Here is a 23,534-nt window from a genome sequence, read left to right as displayed (position 1 = left end):
GAAGTCATGGCAGGAGTAGAGATTCGCGGCATACGCAAGGGATTCGGCCAGCAGCCCATCTTGCGAGGCATAGCCCTGAGCATCGCCGACGGCGAGTTCGTCGTATTCGTCGGGCCGTCCGGTTGCGGCAAATCGACCTTGCTGCGCACAATCTGCGGGCTGGAAACCGCCGACGAGGGCACGGTGAGCATCGGCGGGCGTGACATGACGCACGTCACGCCTGCCGCGCGCGGCATCGCAATGGTATTTCAGAGCTACGCGCTGTATCCGCACATGACGGTATTCGACAACATGGGCTTCGCGTTGAAGATGGCGGGACTTTCGCGCGAAGAGATAAAAGCCAAGGTGGAGCAGGCTGCGGCCACGCTGCGCATCGAGCCGCTGTTGCTGCGCAAGCCCAAGGAATTGTCGGGTGGGCAGCGCCAGCGGGTGGCGATCGGCCGCGCCATCGTGCGTCAGCCGGAGGTGTTCCTGTTCGACGAACCACTGTCCAATCTCGACGCGTCGCTGCGGGTGCAGATGCGCATCGAGCTGAAAAACCTGCACCGCACCCTGCGCAGCACGATGATCTATGTAACCCATGACCAGGTCGAGGCGATGACCTTGGCCGACCGGATCGTGGTGCTGCGCGGCGGGCAAGTGGAGCAGGTCGGCGCGCCGCTGGAGCTGTATCAGAGGCCGGCCAATATGTTCGTCGCCGGCTTTCTCGGTTCGCCGGCGATGAACTTCCTGACCGGCGTGGTGGAGTTGTTGGCCGGGCAGGCGATGGCGGTGCGGCTGGCCGGCGGCGCGCTGGTGCCGATCGGCGCGCGCAAAGGTCTCGTTCCGGGATCGCCGGTGTCGCTGGGCGTGCGCGCCGAGCACATGGCCCTGGCACCCCCCGATCCGGCAGGCGGCGGCGTCGCCGGCATTCCGGTCACGGTGCAGGCGGCGGAGCTGCTCGGCGATGCCAGCTACATTTATTTGACACCGGACGGCGGCACGACCCAGTTGATCGCGAGGGTGGATGCCGAGGCGCGCTGGCAGGGCGGCCAGACCGCCATAATTCGCGTCGAGCAGGCACGGTGGCATGTCTTCGACGCGGACGGACTAGCTATTTATTGAGCCTGGATCGTGCGACTTCGCTGGCGCCGTCCGGTATCATAGGCCTTACCGATACCGATCATGGAGTTGCGAATGCGCTGTAAATTAATGCTGTCATTCCTGGTGCTGTCCTGCGCCGCCCACGCGGGCAGTTACACCGAACGCGCTGTCACGCAGGCCGTCGCCAGCGGCACGCTGTATGGCACCGAGTTGATACCGGAGGGTGGCGCCAAGGTGCCGGTGGTGCTGCTGCACTCCGGTTCCGGCCCGACGGACCGCGACGGCAATAGCGAAGCGGCTTCGCTGCTCAATAATTCACTGCGCATGCTGGCCGAATCGCTGGCGCAGCAAGGCATTGCGACGGTGCGCTACGATAAGCGCGGCGTCGCTTCCAGCGCCGGCTTGGTCAAGGAGGAATCCGATCTGCGGCTCGATAGCTATGTCGACGACGCCGTGGTGTGGGTGCGCCAACTGCGCGCCGACAAGCGGTTCTCGAAGGTGGTGATGGCGGGGCACAGCGAAGGCGCGCTGATCGCGCTGGTGGCGTGCCAGCGCGCCAAGGCGGATGCCTGCGTGTCGATCTCCGGCCCCGGCCACCCTTTGGCCGACATCCTGCGTGACCAACTCAAGCCCAAGCTGCCGCCGGCGCTGGCCGGCGCAAACGAACGCGTACTGGTCGCGCTGGAGCAGGGCAAGGCGGTGGAGGATGTGCCGCCCGAGCTGATGATGCTGTACCGGCCGTCGGTGCAGCCGTATTTGATATCGTCCTTCAAGACCGATCCGCGCAAGGCGATCGCCGCGCTGAAAATGCCGGTGCTGATCGCGCAGGGCACGACCGACATCCAGGTCGCCGTGAAGGAGGCGCAGGCGCTCTCGGAGGCCGCGCCGTCGGCCAAGCTGGTGACCATCGAGGGCATGAATCACGTGCTGAAAATGGTACCCGCCGATCCCGCTGCGCAACGGGCATCGTATAGCGATCCAAATCTGCCGCTGGCCCCGCAATTGAGCGAGGCCGTGGCGGCGTTTGTCAAACAGCGCTGACGTAACTTAGCGGTCGCGCCGTTCGACCTTGCCGTCGGTGTGGCGGGCGAAGCGCGTGGGGTCGTCGCCGTGCACCGGGGCGCCGTCCGGCCACGGCCAGCCACCGAAGCCGGTCTGCCGGTAGTCCGCGTGGGCCTGGCGGATTTCCTGTTCGCTGTTCATCACGAACGGTCCCGATTGCACCACCGGTTCGCCGATCGGCCGTCCTTGCAGGATCAGGAATTGCGCCTTGCCGGCGGCGCCATTCACCAGCAGCAAAGGCGCATCGGTGCGCAAGTCGTTGGCGCTGCGCGATGCCAGTGGCTGGCCGCCAATGCTGGCGCCTTCGCCGTCGAAATAATACAGTGCGCGTTTGGTGTCGGCGCCGCGCGCGGGCGGCAGGGTCCATTGCGCGCCGGGCTCCATCGTCACCACCCAGATCGCCAGATCGCTTTCCTCGGCGGCGGCCCAGGAATCCGGCGGCGGGGGCAGGGCATGCAGGGCCTCCACGCGACCGGCCACGCAAACCACCTCCGTCCGCGTGCCATTGGCGTCGACCACGGTTTCCCGGGGAACGTCTTCGGACCACAGCATGGTGAAGTGCGGCTCGGCGAACTTGCTGCGGGCCGGCAGGTTGAGCCAAATCTGGAACAGTTCGAGCGGATTGTCGTCCTCCGTCTTCAGCAGCGGGAACATCTCCGAGTGGACGATGCCGCGTCCCGCCGTCAGCCACTGCACATCGCCGGCGCCGAAGCGCGCCGCCGCGCCCAGCGAATCGGCGTGGTCGATCAGGCCATGTCGGACGATGGTTACCGTCTCGAAGCCGCGATGCGGGTGGCCGGGAAAGCCCGGCACCTGTTCGCCGTGGTACATGTTCCAGCCGTCGACATTCATGAAGTCCTGGCCCAGGCGGCGTCCCGCCAGCGAGGCGGCGGGACCGAACTTTCCGTCGCCCTTGGGGTAGTTGTCCACGTGGTGGACGCAAAACAGGAACGGGTCCATGGTCGCCCACGGGGAGCCCAATGGGCCGCTGCTTAAAATCGGATTCGTCATAGGTGCCAATCAGTTCGGGGTGGGCAGGGTGTCCGCGCCGGGCGCGCCGAACAGCTGCTGTTTGAGGCCATGCAGCTGGTCGCGCACCTGCGCGGCCTTTTCGAACTCCAGGTTCTTGGCGTGATCGAGCATCGCCTTCTCCAGGCGCTTGATCTCCTTGCTGATCTGCTTCTCGCTCATCGACTCGTACTTGGCCGCCTCCTGCGCTACCTGCCGGTTCTCGCGCGCGTCCTGCGGGCTATAGACGCCGTCGATCATGTCCTTGATGATCTTGCTCACGCCGCGCGGCACGATGCCGTTGGCGGCGTTGAATTCGATCTGCTTGGCGCGCCGGCGCTCAGTCTCGCCGATGGCGCGTTCCATCGAGTCTGTCATGCGGTCGGCGTACAGCAGTGCCACGCCGTTGAGGTTACGCGCGGCGCGGCCGATGGTCTGGATCAGCGAACGTTCGGAGCGCAGGAAGCCTTCCTTGTCGGCGTCCAGGATCGCCACCAGCGACACCTCCGGCAAATCGAGGCCCTCGCGCAGCAGGTTGATCCCCACCAGCACATCGAAGGTGCCGATGCGCAGGTCGCGCAGCAGCTCGACCCGCTCCACCGTCTCGATATCGCTGTGCAGGTAGCGTACCTTGATGCCATGGTCGCTCAGGAATTCGGTCAGCTGCTCGGACATGCGCTTGGTCAGCGTGGTCACCAGCACGCGCTCGTTCTTGGCGACGCGGTCGGTGATCTCGGACATCAGGTCCTCCACCTGCGAACGGGCGGGGCGCACGATGATCAGCGGATCGACCAGGCCTGTCGGCCGCACCACCTGCTCGACCACCTGGTCGGCGTGCGTGTTTTCGTAGTCGGCCGGCGTGGCGGAGACGAAGATCGTCTGCCGCATCTTCTGTTCGAATTCCTCGAACTTCAACGGGCGGTTGTCCAGCGCCGACGGCAGGCGGAAGCCGTAGTCCACCAGGTTGGTCTTGCGCGAGCGGTCGCCGTTGTACATGGCGCTCAACTGCCCGATCAACACGTGCGACTCGTCGAGGAACATCAGCGCGTCCTTCGGCAGGTAATCGACCAAAGTCGGCGGCGGCTCGCCCGGCATGGCGCCGCTCAGGTGGCGCGAGTAGTTCTCGATGCCCTTGGTGAAGCCGATTTCGGCCATCATCTCCAGATCGAAGCGGGTGCGCTGCTCGATGCGCTGTTCTTCAATCAGCTTGTTCTCTTTGCGGAAGAACTCCAGGCGGTCGCGCAGTTCGAGCTTGATGCTCTCGATCGCGCGCAGCACGGTCGAACGCGGCGTGACGTAATGCGAGCCGGGATAGACGGTGAAGCGCGGGATCTTCTGCTTGACGCGGCCCGTCAGCGGATCGAACAGCTGGATCGATTCCAGCTCGTCGCCGAACATGTCGAGTCGCACCGCCAGCTCCGCATTCTCGGCCGGGAAGATGTCGAGCGTATCGCCGCGCACGCGGAAGGTGCCGCGGCCGAAATCGACCTCGTTGCGCGTGTACTGCATCTGGATCAGGCGCGCGATGATGTCGCGCTGCGAGACGCGGTCCTTCTGGCGCAAGGTCAAAATCATCTGGTGGTATTCGTTGGGGTTACCGATACCGTAGATGGCGGACACGGTGGCGACGATGATGACGTCGCGCCGCTCCATCAGCGACTTGGTGCACGACAGGCGCATCTGCTCAATGTGCTCATTGATGGACGAATCCTTTTCGATGAACAGGTCGCGCTGCGGCACGTAGGCTTCCGGCTGATAGTAATCGTAGTACGAGACGAAGTATTCGACCGCGTTCTCGGGGAAGAACTCGCGGAACTCCGAGTACAGCTGGGCGGCCAGCGTTTTATTCGGCGCGAACACGATCGCCGGACGGCCCTTGCGGGCGATCACGTTGGCCATCGTATAGGTCTTGCCGGAGCCGGTCACGCCGAGCAAGGTCTGGAAGAACAGGCCGTCGTCGATGCCTTCGCACAGCTTGTCGATCGCCACCGGCTGGTCGCCGGCCGGCGGGAAGGGCTGGTGCAATTTGAACGGCGAATCCGGGAAGGTAATAACCGTTGCCTTAGGGGTATCTGCTACTGGTAATTCAGCCATCGTGGTCCGACCTTTGTTAAAATAATGGCCTGCCAGCGGCCTGAAGTAGTTTTTTAAGGGGCGCTGTCTACGTTCATCCGCTGCGAAACGCTTCCAATCGAATCCAATCTTATCATGACGAATCCTAGCTTGTTCAGCGCCATCGACATGGCACCACGCGACCCGATCCTGGGTATCACCGAAGCCTTCAACGCCGACCAAAACCCAGCCAAAATCAATCTGGGCGTCGGCGTTTATTATGACGACAACGGCAAAGTGCCTCTGCTGTCTTGCGTACAGAAAGCGGAAGAAATCCTGATCGCCACGCCGGCCCCGCGCACCTACCTGCCGATCGAAGGCCTGGCTGCCTATGACAAGGCGGTGCAAGAGCTGGTATTTGGCGCTGACAGCGCGGTAATTCAAGAGAAACGCGCGATCACCGTGCAAGCGATCGGCGGCACCGGCGCGCTGAAGATCGGCGCCGACTTCCTCAAGCGCTTCGCGCCCGATTCGCAGGTCTACATCAGCGATCCAAGCTGGGAGAACCACCGCGCGCTGTTCGAAAGCGCCGGCTTCACCGTCAATAACTACGCCTACTACGATGCCGCCACCCACGGCGTCGATTTCGCCGGCATGCTGGCCGCATTGAAGGCCATGCCGCGCGGCGCCATCGTGCTGCTGCACGCGTGCTGCCACAACCCGACCGGCGCCGATCTGACGTCGGCCCAGTGGGATGAAGTCATCGCGGCCGTCACCGGCGGCGGCCTGGTGCCGTTCCTCGACATGGCCTACCAGGGCTTCGGCGCCGGGATCGCCGAAGACGGCGCGGTGGTGCGCCGCTTCGCCGACGCCGGCGGTCCGCTGCTGGTGTCGAACTCGTTCTCGAAATCGTTCTCGCTGTACGGCGAGCGCGTCGGCGCGCTGAGCGTGGTCGCGGCCAGCGGCGAAGAGGCGAGCCGTCTGATGTCGCAGTTGAAGCGCGTCGTGCGCACCAACTACTCCAACCCGCCTGTGCACGGCGGCAAGGTCGTCGCCACCGTGCTGACCACGCCGGAACTGCGCCAGATGTGGGAAGACGAGCTGGCCGGCATGCGCGTGCGCATCAAGGAAATGCGCGAAGCCTTCGTCGAGAAGCTGAAGGCGAAAGCCCCCGCCCACGATTTCGCCTTCGTGCGCGACCAGGTCGGCATGTTCTCGTACTCGGGCCTGACCAAGGCGCAGGTCGAGCAACTGCGCGAACAGTCGATCTACGCGGTCGATACCGGCCGCATCTGCGTGGCGGCGTTGAATTCGCGCAATATCGACATCGTTATTGACGCCATCGCCAAAGTGCTCTAAACTCTTGCTTCTTCGGGTTGAGCAGTAGCTTGATCCGAGTGGCAACACAGAATACCGTTGTAAGTTGCGCTGTTGGAAATCTTTCTTGATGGCGCGAACGAAACAGTATAAAATGTTGCCTCTAATCCCTGATAGCTCAGTTGGTAGAGCGACGGACTGTTAATCCGCAGGTCCCTGGTTCGAGTCCAGGTCGGGGAGCCAGAATTTAAAAGCCTCATGTTTGCTTGTAACGGTGAAGATCGTTGCGATGCGACATGAGGCTTTTTCCATTGGCGCGTCCGCTTGACGGTCCTGCGCCGGCGAAAATAGTTGCTTTTTGGGCTGGGCAAATCAAAGTTGAGCGGCTATAATTCTGGCCTCAATTCCCTGATAGCTCAGTTGGTAGAGCGACGGACTGTTAATCCGCAGGTCCCTGGTTCGAGTCCAGGTCGGGGAGCCAGAACACAGCAAGATCAAAAAGCCCAGCCTTCATCGGTTGGGCTTTTTGCATTTCGTCATTGATACCGCGATGATCTAGAGCGTATTGTTGGGGTTTGTTGAGCAGCGTCAGAGGTGCAGGGGCTACGCGGACGTGCTCTGATTGACAGCCCCGAAATCGCACGCGAACATGCTTGAATGGCTGCTTCACCAGACAGGGATTTCGTCGACGCAAAGCTTGAGGCTGTAGAAAGCCGCATGGATGCCCGCGTTGCGTCCATCGATTCCGCGCTTGCTGCATTTTCCGCGTTGATGGAAGAGCGTTTACGTCACTTCGATGCCCGCATGGCGCGGATGGAGATGACGATATCGGAAATAAGATCGGAAATACGGTCGTCAATGGCCGGTCTCAAAACCACCATCATCGTCACCGCCGTTAGTGCCGTTCTCGCGATCGTCTTGGGTGTTGCCGCGTTTAACGCGACCGTTTTGTCCGCGATGGTCGCCTCGTTTGAGGCTGGAAAGAGCACCTCGGCTGCGCAAGCCGAGGTCAAAAGACAAACCGAGGAAACGGCAGTGCTGCTCAACAGAATGCGAGAGGCGCTGGATTCGAGGCAAAGGCCTAACGATGCTGGCGGTAGGTAAGCCGTTAAGACGCGCTGTTGCGACTGTCCGCAGACCTGCGGTGACCGCAGAGGCGGCCGGGTTCGGTAACGAACAGTGGCGTTGGTGCTAATGTTGTATTGTTGGCACTCACTCCTCGAGAGGTCTGGACGGATGCCTTTTTCCCGCTTGCCCAGCCACCGAAACGCAAAAAGCGTCGGCCTTCTAAATAAGTTACTGCTTCCTCCCCATTCCTCCCGGTTGCCGATTGGCGGATTTGCATTTCGGCACTGAAATTTGATGTAAATGTGTGAATCAGGTGGACGGGAATCTTGCACCTCGGCATACTCAATAGTATTGATTTTATTTCGGCTACGGAATGGAAAGATGAGGTCGCCCGCTGGCTGAGCGAGGAGGCCATGTTTCGTTAGGCGCTGCACCACGACGCGGCGCCGTCATCGACAAAAAGTAAATAGAGGTTGCCCCATGAGCGAAGAAAAGGATGTTGTGTACGGTACAGAAGATTTGTTGATGAGTTTGTGTAACTCGGTGGCCCGCGTGCTGAATGTTGCCACGCAAAGTAAAGTGAACTATTCCGGCATGGTGCAGCGGATCACGAAGACGGGTTTGAAGCCCGACATCGGTTGCTTCGTGATGTTCGACGGCGGCTTCACCGGCCTGGTGGTGTTGAATTTCGCCGCCGACACGGCAATGGAAATCTACGAGCGCTACATGCTGCACATGGGTATGCCGAAGTCCGAGCTGGCCAGTTCGCACACGTCGGACGAGGTGTCCAACATCATGGGCGAGCTGATGAACCAGATCGTCGGCGACTTCACCGGCAAGGTGCGGCGCGAGCTGCAGACCAACATCACGCAGAACCAGCCGAAGATGCTGGTGCTGACCAAGCAGGTGATGCTGAGCGTGGACACGCCGCTGGACCGTCCGGAAATGCGCCGCGTCACCTTCTATACCGAGAAGAACAACATCTTCTATCTGGAACTGGCGATCGACCGCACCGAGTTCATCAAGCTGTACGATTTCGATTCGGCCGAGCACGATCCGCAATCGCTGATCGACGACGCCTACAATACGGACAACGCGTCGACGCCGTCCCCGGTCGACGACGCCGACGACAACTCCGATCTGCTCAAGTCGCTGGGCATGTAAGTGACCGCCGGCCCCGGCGGACGCCCGCCACGGCGCCGTTTGTGGGATTTTCAACACAGTTGCTGCGTGTAGAAGATGTAAATGCTTCGTGTTTTTTCGACATCGTTGTTGCAAGGCCGCCGCAAGGCGGCCTTTTATTATTCAGTTTCATCATAGTAGCCGCCGAATTTCTAACAGTTAATTCGACTATCGATATATTCGTCTTGCAATACATGGTATCAATGGCTGAAAATACCGCCTTTCTGCAAGTCGGTGCATTCTAGACATCAATCAAGATGCGGATGCGATCCTGTTCACGCTTTCATGGCGGAGAAACGGGGCGGTCCAGTTTTGCCGAAAGCGGCGCGCAAGCGGCCCGCTTGCGCTGCAATGGTCACGTCAGATGACCGTGCGGTGTCTATGAAAGAGAGAACAGGAGACGCTGTTTTTTACTCTTTGCATTACATTTAAATCGGGAAATTGAATGATCAAATTGTCTAAGATGCACAAGCGCCTGCTGGCGTTGAGCGCCGTTATGCCTATCGGTTCCGCCTTCGCCCAAAGCGTCGCGCCCGACGCGCAACTGGAAACCGTTGTCGTGACGGCCCAGCGCCGCGCCGAGAACATCAAGGATGTGCCGGTATCGGTCACCCTGCTGAAGGACGAGAAGCTCGACGTGCTGCTGTCCGGCGGCCAGGACATCCGCCTGCTGGCAGGCAAAGTGGCATCGCTCAACGTCGAATCGTCGAACGGCCGTACCTTCCCGCGCTTCTACATCCGCGGCTACGGCAACACCGACTTCAGCACCTTCGCCTCGCAGCCCGTGTCGCTGGTGTATGACGACGTGGTGCAGGAAAACGGCATCCTCAAAGGTTTCCCGATGTTCGACATGGCCGGCGTGGAAGTGCTGCGCGGCCCGCAAGGCACCCTGTTCGGCCGCAACACCCCGGCCGGCGTGGTCAAGTTTGAATCGGCCCGCCCGAACCTGAAACAGGTCGAGGGCTACTACAGCCTGTCGTGGGCCTCGCACAACACCGTCAACCTCGAAGCGGCCGCCAACGTGCCGCTGTCGAGCGAGTGGGCGATGCGCGTATCGACCTTGCGCCAGCACCGCGACGACTTCGTCGACAACACCTTCACCGGCGCCAAAGATTCGCTGGAAGGCTACAACGAACACGCCGAGCGCGTGCAGTTCCTGTACAGCCCGAGCACCACCTTCAACGCCCTGTTCAACGTGCACGCGCGTTCGACCACCGGCAGCGCGCGCCTGTTCCGCGCCAACATCATCAAGAAGGGCACCAACGACTTCGCCGATGGCTACAGCTTCAACCAGATCAGCACCAACGGCCAGAACGCCCAGGAGCTGAGCACCAACGGCGCCAACGCCCGCCTGACCTGGGACTTGGGTTCGGTCAAGCTGTTCTCGATCACCGGCTACGAAGGCGTGGACAAGTACTACAGCCGTGGCGACATCGACGGCGGCACGCCGGCCGGCCCTGGCTTCATTCCGTTCCAGGTCGAAACCGGTGGCGGGCTGAGCGGCCTGCACCAGTACAGCCAGGAATTCCGCGTCGAATCGAAGAACGCGGGCCCGCTGAACTGGCAGACCGGCGTCTACTACTTCAAGGAAAGCGCTGACGGCTACAGCAACAACTACAACAGCACCACGGGCGCGCAAACGTCTCACCTGGCCAGCCATCAGACCAACAAGGCCGCGGCCGTGTTCGGCTCGGTGACGTACGACCTGGCCCAGGATCTGATCCTGCGCGGCGGCCTGCGCTACACCAACGACAAGAAGGACTTCTACACTGTGGAAGCCCAGAACGTGGTGCTGGCCGGCCCGCAATCGGTCGATGAGAGCAAGAGCAAAGCCAGCTGGGATCTGAGCCTGACGTACAAGGTCAACCCGGACGTGAGCACCTACGCCCGAGTGGCCACCGGCTTCCGCGCGCCGAGTATCGCCGCCGCCTCGGCATCGGTGCCGATCACCGTGGCCGATGCAGAAACCATCACCTCGTATGAAGCCGGCGTCAAGGCCGACCTGTTCAACCGCCGCGCGCGCGCCTCGTTCAGCGTCTACAACTACGAAGTGAAGAACCAGCAGCTGACCGTGGTCGGTGGTAACTCCAACGTCACCCGCCTGATCAACGCTGCCAAGACCGACGGTCGCGGCGTCGAAGCGGACTTCGAGGCGTTCATCACGCCGGCGTTCAAGGTCTCGGCTGGCGGTTCGTACAACTTCACCAAGATCAAGGACCCGAGCCTGTCCGTGGCCAAGTGCGGTTCGTGCACCGTGACCGATCCGCTCAACGCGGCCGGCCGCGTCGACATCAACGGCAACCCGCTGCCGCAGGCGCCGAAGTACATCTTGAACGCGACCGCGCGCTACAACTGGGCGCTGGAGAACGGCAACCTGTTCGTGCTGACCGATTGGTCGTATCGCAGCAAGATCAACTTCTTCCTGTACGAAGCCAAGGAATTCACCGGCAAGTCGATGGTTGAAGGCGGGCTGCGCGTGGGCTACAACTGGGATGGCGGCAAGTACGAAGTGGCCGCTTTCGCGCGCAACATCACCGACACCCAGCGCATCATCGGCGCCATCGACTTCAACAACCTGACCGGCATGGTGAACGAGCCGCGTCAGTTTGGCGTGCAGTTCAAGGGCGGTTTCTGATTTTTGCCCGCTAGCCTAGACAGCTAGAAATTGGCCGTATATAATGCGGCCTCTTTTCCCTGATAGCTCAGTTGGTAGAGCGACGGACTGTTAATCCGCAGGTCCCTGGTTCGAGTCCAGGTCGGGGAGCCAGAATTTTTAGTGTCTCAAGAACCCAGCCCTAACCGGCTGGGTTTTTGCGTTTCCGGGGCTGTTTATTTGCGTTTAGTGGGCCGTGGTGAGGCCGCCGGCACTGGCGCCTCCAGTAATCTGGTCTCGGCGAGCCGGGCCATAAATGGTAATTTGCGTACCTTCAAAGCATATGGGATAAGATTCCCTCCGCTCTTAGGAGTAGTGCATTTGATTTCCCCCCTTACGCGAGGCTAGCATGGCAAAAACCATTTATGACAAACCAACTCGGAGCCTCCTTAAAGATATGGTTAAGGATTTGGGCTTGCAGCCGGGGCAAGTCTTCACCACGACTCGCGCTATTGAATGGTTTGGTCAGCACTACCCAAAACTTCAACCAAGCAGTATCCGTGCACATCTAGTTCAAGCTGCAACGAATGATCCCAGCCGCCTTCACCATCCATCGACGAATGAGAGCGACGACGTTTTGTTCAGAGTGGCATCAGGTCAATTTAGATTGTATGAGCAAGCCAGCGATCCCGCGCCGATCCGGGAGTTGGTCAAAGGTGATGTCGCCATTGAAGAAGAGCTTGCAGATGTAAGTGAGGAAAGTGAAAGTACAGACGCTCAGCCCGGCTCTTCCGAGTTCTTGCTGGAGCGAGATCTTCAGCGTTACTTGGCCGAAAATTTGGAATGTATTGAGCCGGGACTTAAGCTGTATGAGGAAGATGGGATCAGCGGCATAGAATTCGAGGCAGGCGGGCGACGGATCGATATTCTGGCAGTCGACAAGAGCGGCGCATTGGTCGTTCTCGAGCTCAAGGTTTCTAAAGGCTATGACCGCGTTGTGGGACAATTGCTTCGCTACGTGAACTGGGTACGCCAGAATCTTGCGGGCCCCGGTCAACGTGTCAGGGGCATTATCATCTGTCGAACAATGTCTGAAGACCTGCGCCTTGCCTGCGCGAGTATTCAGGATGTCGAGCTGTACGAGTACCAACTTTCCGTCGCAGTGAAAAAGATTCAGACTCTGGACCTATTGGGCACTGCGCGATGAATTTTTACGGATTGCGGGAAACAGATTTACATTATCTGCCGGGAGAGATCAGCGGGAAGTTAGAAAATATAGGCGCAGAGTTTCAAGCACTCTTCAGTTCCGACAGTGCGCGAGGTGCTACGGGCGTAGTCTATTTTTTCTTGTCGGAGCGCCCCGTGCCAAGAGTGAAAGGTGAATCAAGGGTACTGTACATCGGCAAAACCAACGGCTCCCTTTATAAGCGGTATTTTCGATACGCCGGTAAGCTTGCCTCGGGCAGAAGTGGCAGGTTCTACGAGCATATTGTGGACATTTTCGGCCCCATAAGGATTGGGTATTTGACCTCCGCAACCCCAGAGCTGTTGGAGCGAGAACTCTTTAAAAAATACGTAATCGAACATCTCGAATATCCGCCGAAATCTAAAGTTGGTTAGTTCACAGCCCAGACTACACGCGGGGAACTGTGAATGGCGAAGTTCACCGTGATTAACGCCAGGCCGACCTGCCACTACTTGCGGAACAGCAGCTGGCCCTATAGAGCGGGGGAGTTTTTCCAGCGCGGCGAAGATGATGGTTGAGCCGAGCTCAGGCCACAGGGTTCGCTAAGCCCCTAACTCGCATTAAATCGTCGCAACGGATGCCAAGGCAGCAGCTGCACCGCTTCAGTATTGGATCCCTGCAATGGACCTTTGGTTTTTTCATTTGACGCAGATCAAACGCGGCGCCGGATCGCTTCCTATCATATTGGCTTGTTCAACCGCTATCCACAGGAGGATATTATGGCTAACAGTCTGATGCGTCTCGATCCGTTCCGCGACATCGCCCGCTTCGATCCCTTCCGCGATATGGATGAGTTGTTCCGTGACTTTTCGCCGCCGGTGTGGCGTCAGGAGCAGACCCCGCGTATGCGCATGGATGTGACCGAGACGGAGAAGGAATACACCGTCAAGGCCGAAATTCCCGGCGTGCAAAAGGAGGACATCAAGGTCGCGATCAACGGTAACCAGGTCTCGCTGACGGCGGAAATTAAAGAGGAGAAGAGCGCTGACGGTGGCGGTGCCGGTGGCACCGGCAGCGGCGGCACTTTGCGCAACGAACGCTACTACGGCCAGGTGCACCGCAGCTTTACGTTGCCGCAGGAAGTCGATGACGACCAGGCCGGTGCGCGTTATGAGAACGGCGTGTTGACGTTGACCCTGCCGAAAAAAGTCGGCACCGGCGGCAAACAGCTGACGATTCAATAACAGATTAAATAACCCCCGGCCGGAATCAATTTGCCGGCGCGCGGCAGGTGGCGTCCGATTCCCAGCGCCCGGAGCAGATGCGCGAGCGGCACAGCATGCCTTCGATCAGTCCGAGCTGCTTGCAGCGCGCCAGCAGGTCCGCCGTGCTGTCGCCCTCGCGGCGTTCAACGATGTCGCGGCTGCGTTCCGGTGCGACGGCGGCGGGCGTGCCCGCGTGCGCAACGAGCGCGGTGAGCAGTGCGACATCTGTGTCGTTGGCGGGCGCCGCCGCCTTGCCGCGTGATGCCGCAACGGCCGGCGTGACGCGCGGAGTCGCTGCGCTGGCGCTGCTGGCGCTGCTGTTGTATTTGCTGATGGCGCTGGCCGACCTTGGGTAGGCGACGCCGACCGAGGCGACACGCGCCGTTTCGGCGGTCAAGGTCGCCGGCCCGGTCGTTGGCGTGCCGGCTGCGGCGGCGGACAGCGTGTAGGCCGTCGGCCCGAGCTCGCGCGACGCCGTCGTTGTCGCCGCGATTGCTTGCGTTTCATTTCTATTTTGCGCCTGTCGCGGCGCTGGCTCGTTCACGATCGCCGCCGGCAGTTCCGCCGGATCGACGATCACTTCCCCAGGGTCCACGTGGGCGCTTTCCAACCGCGTGCGCGCCTGTATATTGTGGCCACTCCGCTCAAGCCCCGACAACGCGCGCGTGCTGCTATAGCTTGCCTTGAAACCGCCCGCTGGCGCGCTTTTCTCATGCATCAGCCATGCGATGCCGCACATTGCCAGCAGCAGCAAGCCCAAGCCCACAGTCCAACCGTCGATCGCCCAGCTGGCGGCGCGCGCCGGCTTGGACGCGGGCAGCCGCGCACCGTGTTCCAGATGCGCGAGGATGCGCTTGGCGCTATCCGTCTGACCGCCCGGCGTTCCCATCAAGTCCGGTTTTCGTTTCGATGTGTCCACAATATTCCCTTCGAATTTGATCTGGTCTTTCACGTCGATCGCCGATCGGGCCTACGATGAAACGTTAGTGACCCGGTCGCTTGCCAGTGTCCATCCAGCGGCCCGACCTTGCTTTGACGGAGCGCACCATGTTTCTCTTTTCTGTGTTGATGTTTTTCGTGTTCGCCTGTGTTGGCGCCTGGCTGTTGCTGTTTCCGGCGGGACGCGACCTGATGGCGCAGTCGGCCAGCGCGATCGGGCGCCGTCTCGAGCAGCGCTTGCGGCGCGACTATCAGCAAGGCACGCAACAGGCGTCGGCGCTGGGACGCGGCGCGCGCGGCGGCGCCGGCAGCGCATTGCGGTTCGTGCAACGGCGCTATCCGCTGATACTGGCTGCGTCCGTGCTGATGACGGTGCCGCCGTTGCTGGCGCTGATGCTCAGTGGGCGGGACATGCTGGGCGGTTATGACGGCGGCGCCCATGTCGCCAATGACCAGGTGGCCGATCTGCTGAAAGGCGAGCAACTGGTGACGCCGGCGCCGTTGCCGCCCGTGACATTCACGACGGCCGAGGTGACCTTGGTGCGGCCCATGCTCGACAGCGCCAACCGCAACTGGCAATTGCTCGACCCGGACTTTTCCCGCCGCATGCTGCTGGTGTTTCGGATCATGAAGGAGCGCCACGGTTACGACATGGCGATTCTGGAAGGCTACCGCAGCCCGGAGCGGCAGAACTCGCTGGCGGCGGCCGGGTCCAATGTCACCAACGCCAAGGCTTTCCAGAGCTATCACCAGTTTGGGCTGGCGGCCGACTGCGCGTTCCTGCGCGACGGCAAGCTGGTCATATCGGAAAAAGATCCGTGGGCGATGCGCGGCTACCGGCTGTACGGCGAGGCGGCCGAATCGGTTGGCCTGACCTGGGGTGGACGCTGGACGATGATGGATTTCGGCCACACGGAGCTGCGCGTCCCCGGCATTGTGCGCAAATAAAACAGGGCGCGGCGTTCATTGTGCCCGCTCAAGCATTCGAAACATGATTGGTGGCAACATTGATGGGTCCGCCTTCCTTTCAAGCGCAGTCGTCCAAACCCCGACCGAACCATGATGCGAAAAATTTGGCACTTCCTGACCGATACCCGTCACCTGACGATTTTTGGTTTGGCCGCGATGGCGGCGATATTCTATTTAGGCGCACAAGTGCTGGAGCTTGCGCTGATCTGGGCGCTGGGCGCGACCGCCGTGATGCTGGCGCTGGCGGGCCTGGTCTGGCTGTGGCGATGGTCGCGCGCCAGGCGGGAGTCGGAAAAGCTGGCCGACGCCATCGGCACCAGGGCCGCGACCGAGGAGGCGCCGAAAGACCAGGCGGGCGCCGAGGTCAAGGCCATCCGCGAGAGCCTGCTGAAGGCCATCGAGACGATCAAGGGTTCCAAGTTGGGCATCGTCTCCGGCACGCGCGCCTTGTACGAACTGCCTTGGTACATGATCATCGGGAATCCGGCCGCAGGCAAAAGCACGGCGATCACCAACTCCGGCCTGCAGTTTCCTTTCGCCGACGGCAAGGTGGTGCAGGGCGTTGGCGGCACCCGCAACTGCGACTGGTTCTTCACGCCGGACGGCATCCTGCTCGATACGGCCGGCCGCTACTCGGTCATGGACGAACACCGCGCCGAGTGGTTCGGCTTTCTCGATCTGCTGAAGAAGTACCGCCGCCGCGCGCCGATCAACGGCATCCTGATCGCCGTCAGCATCGCGGAACTGCGCGGCGATGATCCGGAGGCCGGCATCAAGCTCGCGCTCAGTTTGCGCAAGCGGGTGCAGGACTTGATCGAGCGGCTGGAAGTCTTTGCGCCGGTGTACGTGGTGTTCACCAAGGCCGATCTGATCGCCGGCTTCGACGAATTCTTCGCCAAGGCCGAACGCTCGGAGCGCGAGCGCGTGTGGGGCGCGACCATGCCCTACAAGCGCAACGCGACCAGCCAGCAGTTGATGGCGTTTTTCGACCAGAGCTTCCCGGAGCTGTGCGACGGTTTGAAGGAGCTTAGCCTGGCCAATATGAGCCAGCAGCGGCGCGAGCGCATGGAGCCCGGCGTGTTCACCTTTCCGTTGGAGTTCGCGACGATCAGGACGCCGCTGCGGGCGTTTCTCGCCACGCTGTTCGAGGAAAATCCATTCCAGTTCAAACCCGTGTTTCGCGGCTATTACTTCACCAGCGCGCTGCAGGAGGGCATGCCTGTCAGCGAGCAGTCGCACAGGGTCGCCAAGCGCTTCGCGCTGTCGGTGCCGGATGCGCAGGCCGTCGCCGGAGCGGGGCAATCGGGCTTCTTCCTGCAGAATCTATTTCGCAAGGTGATCTTCGCCGACAAGGACCTGGTGTCGCAGTACGCCAGCAAGCATAAGGTGCGGCGGACGTACGCCGCTTTCTTCGGCGCGGTGCTGCTACTGGGCGCGTCGCTGGGCGGGTGGAGCTGGTCCTATCTGGGCAATCGCCAGTTGGTCAGCAATGTGCAGGCCGATCTGGATAAGGTGATCAAGCTGCAGGACAAGCGGCTCGATTTGCAGTCGCGGCTCGAGGCGCTGGAGATACTGCAGGACCGCATCGAACAACTTGACAAGTACCGCGACGAGCGGCCATGGTCGCTGCGCATGGGCCTTTACCAGGGCGGGCTGCTGGAGCAGAAGCTGCGCGAGGAGTACTTCTCCGGTGCGCGGGAGGTGATGATCAAGCCGGTCGTCGCCAACCTGGAGACGCTGCTGTCCGAGATGAACACCCGCGCCGACGAATTGCAGGCGCCGGGAGCCGTCGCCGCGCAGCCGGTGGGCGAAGCCGCCGCTCCTGTGGCCCTGGCCAGCCGCCAGTTTCAGCAAGCCTCCGCCGCCAACGTGGAAGACGCTTACAACGCGCTGAAAAGCTATCTGATGCTGGTCGATAAATCGCATGCGGAACCCAGCCATCTGAACGACCAGTTGACCCGCCACTGGCGCGTGTGGCTCGAAAACCACCGTGGCGCGATGCCGCGCGAGCAGATGATCCACAGCGCCGAACGGCTGATGACCTTCTACCTGGCGCAGATCGCCGATCCGTCGTGGCCCCGCGTGGAGCCCAAGCTGGCGCTGATCGACCAGGCGCGTGAGAATCTGAAGCGCGTGGTGCGCGGCATGCCGGCGCGGGAACGCGTCTACGCCGACATCCGTGCCCGCGCCAACACCCGCTTCCCGGCGATGACGGTGGCGCGCATGGTCGGCGAGCAGGATCAGGCACTGGTCACCGGCAGTCATGCGATTGCCGGCGCCTACACCCGTGAGGCATGGGAGAAGTATGTGCAGGGCGCCTTCCGCGAGGCGGCCACGCGCGAGCTGCAAAGCGCCGACTGGGTATTGAAGACCGCCGCGCGCGACGATCTGACGCTGGAAGGCAGCCCGGAACAAATCGAGAAGGGCCTCACCGATTTGTACAAGGCCGACTACGCGCGCGAATGGCAGAAATTCGTGCAGGGCGTCACCATCGCCAATCTGAATGGTTTCGACGCCGCCGTCGTCGCCATGAACCGCTTGGGCGATCCGCAGTCGTCGCCGATATCGAAGCTGCTCACCACCATCTACCAGCAAACGTCGTGGGACAATCCGGCGGTGATGAGCACCGAGTTGAAAGAGGCGCAGTCGGGCTTCGTCAACTGGCTCAAGAACACCGTGATGCGGCGCGGGCCGTCGCAGATCAACGTCAATCTGCAGATGGACCAGACCCGCGTCGACAGGCCGATGGGCCCCATCGGCCGCGAGTTCGCCGGCGTCGGCAAGCTGGTCGCCGCCAAGGACAAGGATGCGTCGCTGATGCGCGCCTATATGGACACCTTGTCCAAGTTGCGCAGCCGTCTGAATCAGTTGAAGAACCAGGGCGATCCCGGTCCCGGCGCGCGCCAGTTCATGCAGCAGACGCTCGAAGGCACGGGTTCGGAGCTGGCAGACGCGCTGCGCTACGTCGACGAGCAAATGCTGACCGGGATGAGCGACTCGCAGAAACAGGCGATCCGTCCCATCCTGGTGCGGCCGCTGATGCAGACTTTCGCGGTGCTGATCGTGCCTGTCGAAGCGGAGATCAACAAGACCTGGCTGGCGCAGGTCTACGAGCCGTTCCAGCAATCGCTGGCCAACAAATACCCGTTCTCGCCCAACGCCCGGATCGAAGCTGCCAGCACGGAAATCGCACAGTTCTTCGGCCCCGAAGGATTGATCGCCAAATTCGCCACCACCGCGATGGGACCCTTGGTACTGCGCCGGGGCGACGTGCTGGCGCCGCGTACCTGGGCCGATATGGGCATCAAGCTGGGCCCGCAGACGGTGGCGCGCTTCCCCGGGTGGATCGCACCGATCGGCGCCGGCGGCGTGGCTGCATCTTCGGCCGCGGCGCAAACCGTGTTCCAGCTCCAGCCGATGCCGGCGCCGGGCACCCTGGAATACACGGTTGATATCGACGGCCAGCAGATCCGCTACCGCAACACCCCGGCGCAATGGACCAATATGGTCCACCCCAGCACCCAGGGCGTCTCCGGTGCGCGCATCACGGCGGTATCGTTCGACGGCCGCAGCGTCGAAGTGCTCAACGAGCCGGGGCAGTTTGGCCTTAAACGTATGATCGACGCGGCGGCCAAGCAAAAGCGCGAAGGCGGCGTGTTCGAGCTGCGCTGGACCAGCGGCGCCATCACCGTGGCCATGGGCTTGAAGATCATCAGCAGTCCGGACGTCAAAGATAACGACAGCGCGCCGCAGGCGCAGGGCTTCCGTGGCATGCGGCTGCCCGAAACCATCGTCGGCGCCCCAGCCGCCCCCGCAGCACCCGCTATCGCGGCCACTGGAGCACTACAATGAAACGTCTTCCGCAGAATGTACGTATCGGCTATTTCGGCAAGCTCCCGTCCCGGGGCGACTTTATCAAGGCGACCAACAATCTGGCGCTGGCCAATCTGCTTGACGGCTGGCTGGCGGAGGTGATGAATCTGTTGAGCGCCGATCCGCGCTGGAAGATCAACTACGACGCCATGCGCCCGTTGCAGTTCGCCTTTGTCGGCACGCGCAGCCGGCGCGCGATCGCCGGCCATCTGGCGGCCAGCAGCGACGCCTCTCAGCGGCGCTACCCGTTCTTGAGCATGACGGCCATCGAGATCGAATCGCCGCGCACCTTCCTTGCGCTGAGCCCCGTGGTTCTGGCGCCGCTGTGGAATGAGCTGGAACAACTGGCCGCCGATGTGCTGGATGCGGCCGATCCCGATCCCGCGCTGCAGGTCCTCGCGGCCACCACCTTCGATATCGAACCCGCCGCCGCCGAACACGAAATCGCGTTCGTCGATTTCCTCGACCGCCACAACGTCGCCAGCCTGGAAGCGATGCTGGCTCGCGATTCGGCGCGCCGGATGATATTGGCCATCGGGCTGCTGCTGCAGCCGGTCCGGCGCAGCGCCGAGGCCCGGCTGGAAAAGAGCTTAGCGCTGCCGTTGCCGCAGTCGGCCCGTCAACGCCATCTGGTGGCCGCGTTCTGGCTTGATTTGATCGCACCGTTCCTGCACCAGGCGGATTTCGAACTATGTGTGTTCATGGCCGATATCCGCGAGCAGCCATCGCTGGTGATCGGCTTTGGCGGCGCCGCTCCCGAAGCGCTGCAGGCCATCATCGATCCGGCGTGCGCCGCCGACCAGCAGATCAACTTCGATTATTCCGGCTGGGTCGATGAATTGATCGCCAGCGACGCGCGGGTGCAAAAGCTGTCCGCTTATCTGGAGCAGGGCCAGTTGTCGCTGCGGTCCGTCCAGGCGCTGTTCCACGAGACTTTCGTCTGATTTCTTTCACTTCGATTCCACACAAAGAGGAGCTTTTCGATGCGCCAGCGGACCATCTGGCCGGCGGTGATGCCGGCATTGTTATCGACATCGATCTACTGTGCGGCGCAGACCCCTGCGCCGGCGACACCCAAACCCGGCCAGGTGCTGGTCAGCGGCTCGGTACCGGACGAGGCCAGCAAGGCGGCCATGCTTGCCCGCGTGCGTGAGCTGTATGGCCCCGAGCGCGTGGTCGACCAGTTGTCGATCGCACCGGTGTCGCTGCCGCCCAACTGGAACGGGTATGTGCAAAAACTGATCGGCCCCAATCTGAAGTTGATCACCAAGGGCGAAATCAAGATCGACGGCACCAACGTCACCTTGCGCGGCGAAGTCGCCAACGAGGCGCAGCGCCAGCAGATCGCCAGCGACTTCGCCACCAGCCTCAATCCCAGCTACACCGTCAACAACGGCCTGCGTGTGAGCGCGGCGGAACAGAACCTGCTGGATCAGACGCTGGCCAAGCGCATCATCGAGTTCGAGAGCGGCAAGGCGACGCTGACCGAGTCCGGAAAAGACATCCTGGACGAGATGGCGGCGGCGATGCAAAAGGTAAAAGGCAAGAAGGTGGAAGTGATCGGGCACACCGACAATGTCGGCCTGCGCGACAGCAACCTGGCCTTGAGCCACGCCCGCGCGCAGGCGGTGCGCAGCTATCTGGCCGACAGGGGTATCAGTCAGGAGATGGTGATGGTGTCGGGGCAGGGGCCGGATCGCCCGGTGGCAGAGAACAGCAGCGCCGACGGCCGCGCGCGCAACCGTCGTATCGAATTCCGCATCGCGCAGTAAAAAAAAACGCTGCCCCTCAGGGCAGCGTGATCGTCACATATGCCGGCCTTGGCGCCAGCTTGACCAGGTCCGCGTAGCCGGCCAGCGTGTTTTGCGTGTCGTGCGACAGCGAAGACTTCAACCCGATATACGCCCCCAGGCCGATCACCGAGAACAGCGCGCACAGGGCCCACAACGGTGTATTGCTGCGCAGCTTGTTGACGATTTGGTCCGGCCGCTCCGCCTGCGGCGCGAAGCCCTTGCTCTTGCCCTGGATGTGCGCGATCTCGTCGCCGAGCCGCGCGGTCATGTAGGCCAGCTTGTCGCCGGCGTCGAGCGCGTACTTGCCGCGAAAACCGATCAGCAAACACATATGGAACACCTGCAGCGCCGGCAGCCTGGCGCCGCCGGTGCTGCGCAACGCTTCCAGCCGGTCGAAGAAGTGTTCGCCGGCCAGCTGGTCGCCGAAGATCACCAGTTGCAGCGGACGGCGCTCCCACGCGAAGCGCATCGGGAACTGCGAACCCAGGATGATTTCGTCGAGCGCGGCGCAGAACGCGTACTTGGCGTCGTCGATATCCTCGCCTTGCGCGCGCAGCTTGCGGGCCTCGCTGTCGAATTCCGCCAGGTAGGCGGTGATGGTGTCGAGGAAGGCTGCCTCGCCGGGGGGCGTGCTGCCGTTCTTCAGCATGAACAGCAGGTAGAAACCTTCCTGCAGCAGATCGAGCAGGGTTTGCACGTGGCCGTAGCCCGGCTGGATCTGCCGGCGCTGGCCGCCCATCAGCGTCGGGATCGCGCGGCGTTCGACTTGGGGCGTCATGCTGTCACCGCGATCAGGTTGATGCGCAGGTCACGTATGCCGCTCGGTACGTAGATCGAGATCGACTGCGCCTTGAGCATTTGCTCATACAGCATGCCTTTGCTTTCCAGCGCAAAGTAGTAGGTATCCGGTTGAACCGGAATCGCCGCCGGCACCTGCGGCGCGTGGGTGATTTTCACCCCCGGCATGGCCGTCAGCACGCATTTCTCGACGTCGTCCGGCGCGCCGGCCTTGACGCGCAGCGGCACGATCTCCACCAGTTCCAGCGCCGACAGCGAGGCGCTGACGGCCAGGTACAGCGTGGTGCGCTGGTCGATTTTTCCTGAATCGAGCTTGCCCAGGTGGTAGCTCGGCTTTTCTTCCGACAGCGCGATGGAGAAGTATTTGGTCGAGATCACGGTGTCGAGCAGATCGCGGATGATGTCGTCGAGACCTGAGAAGCACGACGCCATGTCGTCATGACGGTAGCAGGGCAGGTGGACCAGCGAGTACTGTTTGGAGTAGGTCATCAGCGCGCCGGCCAGCGCGAGCAGCGACTCGAACAGCCGCTCCGGATGCAGCTCGGGATTGCGCACGTAGTGCATCAACGACGCGGCCGAAGTGCTGACCGTATGCAGCAGCCAGAACGACGAGACGTCGCCGGAACGGAATTCGATGACGTTGCGGCTGGGCTCGCGCATATGTCCTTGCAAGGACTGCACCTTGGCCTGCAAGGCGTCCATCAGGCGGTCCAGCATCGCCTTCAGCGCGGGGGTACTGGCGATCGACAGGCCTGGCGGGATAAACGCAGGATCGGGTTCGAAACCGCCGGTGACCAGGCGGCGCAGCCGTATCACCGGCACGCAGTCATAGGCGCCGAGCGGCTCCTGGTCGGACACCAGGCGCACCGATTTTTTCAGATAGCTGACCTCCGCGCTGACTGCGCGCGTGTACAGGTCCGGCGTTTCGCTAGTCGTTTGGCGATAACGGGCCGCGGCATGCTGTTCATCCTTTTGCGGACCGTTCGGCGCTGCGTTGCCGCCACCCGGCGCCAGCGCGGGCAGGGCGGCGTACCAGGTCACTTCCTGCAGGTTTGGCGGCAGGGAGGACAGGTCGATCGCCACCGGCAGCGGTTCGCTCGACGGCGCGTCGACGATTTCGCCATCCTGGAAGATGATGGACAGCGCTTGCAGGCGCAGGCGATCGGCCTTTAACGCGTCGTGATCCCACTCGATGCGGCGCACGCCCCACAGGTAGGGATGCAGCGCCCGCGCAGTCTGGTGCAGGCGCGCCTCGTGATACTGGTCCTGTTGCTGGAAGTGCTGTGGGCGCAGAAACACGCCTTCGCCCCACAGGACCTTGGATGGAATGCTCATGTTGACTCCTT

Annotated in this window: 18 protein-coding genes and 3 tRNA genes; 16 read left to right on the top strand and 5 right to left on the bottom strand. The window is 61.9% G+C overall.

From position 1 onward, the window contains the following. Window positions 1-6 precede the first annotated feature (6 nt). Together AC0IYS_RS22270 and AC0IYS_RS22265 are read left to right on the top strand one after the other, a co-directional pair. Window positions 7-1,104, top strand: a complete 1,098-nt coding sequence (locus tag AC0IYS_RS22270) for an ABC transporter ATP-binding protein (RefSeq protein ID WP_471707233.1) — start codon at window positions 7-9, stop codon at window positions 1,102-1,104. 72 nt (window positions 1,105-1,176) lie between these two features. Then, window positions 1,177-2,124: an alpha/beta hydrolase gene (locus AC0IYS_RS22265; protein WP_471707232.1), complete on the top strand. Its 948-nt coding sequence runs from the start codon at window positions 1,177-1,179 to the stop codon at window positions 2,122-2,124. 6 nt (window positions 2,125-2,130) lie between these two features. Here the strand turns inward: AC0IYS_RS22265 and AC0IYS_RS22260 are convergent, their stop codons facing one another. Continuing rightward, window positions 2,131-3,156 (bottom strand): pirin family protein, encoded by a 1,026-nt coding sequence (locus AC0IYS_RS22260; protein WP_471707231.1) that lies wholly within the window; start codon window positions 3,154-3,156, stop codon window positions 2,131-2,133. Window positions 3,157-3,165: 9 nt separating this feature from the next. Beyond that, entirely contained in the window at window positions 3,166-5,247 is a 2,082-nt protein-coding gene (gene uvrB / locus AC0IYS_RS22255; protein WP_471707230.1) for an excinuclease ABC subunit UvrB, read from the bottom strand. A gap of 114 nt (window positions 5,248-5,361) precedes the next feature. Here uvrB and AC0IYS_RS22250 point away from each other — a divergent pair, with 114 nt between their 5' ends. The 10 genes from AC0IYS_RS22250 to AC0IYS_RS22205 all read left to right on the top strand — a co-directional run bounded on the left by AC0IYS_RS22250 (window position 5,362) and on the right by AC0IYS_RS22205 (window position 13,795). After that, window positions 5,362-6,564, top strand: coding sequence for an amino acid aminotransferase (locus AC0IYS_RS22250; RefSeq protein ID WP_471707229.1), 1,203 nt, complete (start codon window positions 5,362-5,364; stop codon window positions 6,562-6,564). A gap of 125 nt (window positions 6,565-6,689) precedes the next feature. Then, window positions 6,690-6,765, top strand: a tRNA-Asn gene (locus AC0IYS_RS22245). A gap of 162 nt (window positions 6,766-6,927) precedes the next feature. Then, window positions 6,928-7,003: transfer RNA gene (locus tag AC0IYS_RS22240), tRNA-Asn, on the top strand. Between the two features lie 176 nt (window positions 7,004-7,179). Continuing rightward, window positions 7,180-7,626 carry a hypothetical protein gene (locus tag AC0IYS_RS22235; RefSeq protein ID WP_471707228.1) on the top strand — a complete coding sequence of 149 codons (447 nt, stop codon included), beginning with the start codon at window positions 7,180-7,182 and terminating at the stop codon, window positions 7,624-7,626. A gap of 444 nt (window positions 7,627-8,070) precedes the next feature. Next, on the top strand, window positions 8,071-8,754 hold the full coding sequence (locus AC0IYS_RS22230; RefSeq protein WP_471707227.1) for a DUF3334 family protein: 684 nt from the start codon (window positions 8,071-8,073) through the stop codon (window positions 8,752-8,754). A gap of 463 nt (window positions 8,755-9,217) precedes the next feature. Continuing rightward, on the top strand, window positions 9,218-11,407 hold the full coding sequence (locus tag AC0IYS_RS22225) for a TonB-dependent receptor (RefSeq protein ID WP_471707226.1): 2,190 nt from the start codon (window positions 9,218-9,220) through the stop codon (window positions 11,405-11,407). Between the two features lie 56 nt (window positions 11,408-11,463). Further along, window positions 11,464-11,539: transfer RNA gene (locus AC0IYS_RS22220), tRNA-Asn, on the top strand. A 235-nt stretch (window positions 11,540-11,774) separates the two neighbouring features. Beyond that, entirely contained in the window at window positions 11,775-12,572 is a 798-nt protein-coding gene (locus AC0IYS_RS22215; protein WP_471707225.1) for an endonuclease NucS domain-containing protein, read from the top strand. Further along, window positions 12,569-12,985, top strand: coding sequence for a GIY-YIG nuclease family protein (locus AC0IYS_RS22210; RefSeq protein WP_471707224.1), 417 nt, complete (start codon window positions 12,569-12,571; stop codon window positions 12,983-12,985). Before AC0IYS_RS22215 ends, AC0IYS_RS22210 begins: the two co-directional genes overlap by 4 nt. Before the next feature lie 345 nt (window positions 12,986-13,330). Continuing rightward, a complete protein-coding gene (locus AC0IYS_RS22205; protein ID WP_471707223.1) occupies window positions 13,331-13,795 on the top strand; it encodes an Hsp20/alpha crystallin family protein in 465 nt (154 codons plus the stop codon). Window positions 13,796-13,820: 25 nt separating this feature from the next. Here AC0IYS_RS22205 and AC0IYS_RS22200 read toward each other — a convergent pair whose 3' ends face one another. Beyond that, the gene (locus tag AC0IYS_RS22200) at window positions 13,821-14,735 is read right to left on the bottom strand and encodes a hypothetical protein (RefSeq protein WP_471707222.1); all 915 of its coding nucleotides are present in this window, start codon (window positions 14,733-14,735) and stop codon (window positions 13,821-13,823) included. A 128-nt stretch (window positions 14,736-14,863) separates the two neighbouring features. On the opposite strand from AC0IYS_RS22200, the gene AC0IYS_RS22195 reads away from it, so the two are divergent. The 4 genes from AC0IYS_RS22195 to AC0IYS_RS22180 all read left to right on the top strand — a co-directional run bounded on the left by AC0IYS_RS22195 (window position 14,864) and on the right by AC0IYS_RS22180 (window position 21,369). Further along, window positions 14,864-15,703 carry a M15 family metallopeptidase gene (locus tag AC0IYS_RS22195; RefSeq protein WP_471707221.1) on the top strand — a complete coding sequence of 280 codons (840 nt, stop codon included), beginning with the start codon at window positions 14,864-14,866 and terminating at the stop codon, window positions 15,701-15,703. 111 nt (window positions 15,704-15,814) lie between these two features. After that, window positions 15,815-19,576 carry a type VI secretion system membrane subunit TssM gene (gene tssM / locus AC0IYS_RS22190; RefSeq protein ID WP_471707220.1) on the top strand — a complete coding sequence of 1,254 codons (3,762 nt, stop codon included), beginning with the start codon at window positions 15,815-15,817 and terminating at the stop codon, window positions 19,574-19,576. Next, window positions 19,573-20,541, top strand: coding sequence for a type VI secretion system-associated protein TagF (gene tagF / locus AC0IYS_RS22185; RefSeq protein WP_471707219.1), 969 nt, complete (start codon window positions 19,573-19,575; stop codon window positions 20,539-20,541). Before tssM ends, tagF begins: the two co-directional genes overlap by 4 nt. A gap of 39 nt (window positions 20,542-20,580) precedes the next feature. Further along, entirely contained in the window at window positions 20,581-21,369 is a 789-nt protein-coding gene (locus tag AC0IYS_RS22180; protein WP_471707218.1) for an OmpA family protein, read from the top strand. Between the two features lie 16 nt (window positions 21,370-21,385). Here AC0IYS_RS22180 and AC0IYS_RS22175 read toward each other — a convergent pair whose 3' ends face one another. Together AC0IYS_RS22175 and tssK are read right to left on the bottom strand one after the other, a co-directional pair. After that, window positions 21,386-22,168: a DotU family type IV/VI secretion system protein gene (locus AC0IYS_RS22175; RefSeq protein WP_471707217.1), complete on the bottom strand. Its 783-nt coding sequence runs from the start codon at window positions 22,166-22,168 to the stop codon at window positions 21,386-21,388. Continuing rightward, a complete protein-coding gene (tssK, locus tag AC0IYS_RS22170) occupies window positions 22,165-23,523 on the bottom strand; it encodes a type VI secretion system baseplate subunit TssK (RefSeq protein WP_471707216.1) in 1,359 nt (452 codons plus the stop codon). Before tssK ends, AC0IYS_RS22175 begins: the two co-directional genes overlap by 4 nt. Window positions 23,524-23,534 lie beyond the last annotated feature (11 nt).

This window comes from Duganella sp. AC237 (assembly GCF_979254035.1).
This window is presented reverse-complemented; position numbering and strand designations above follow the sequence as displayed.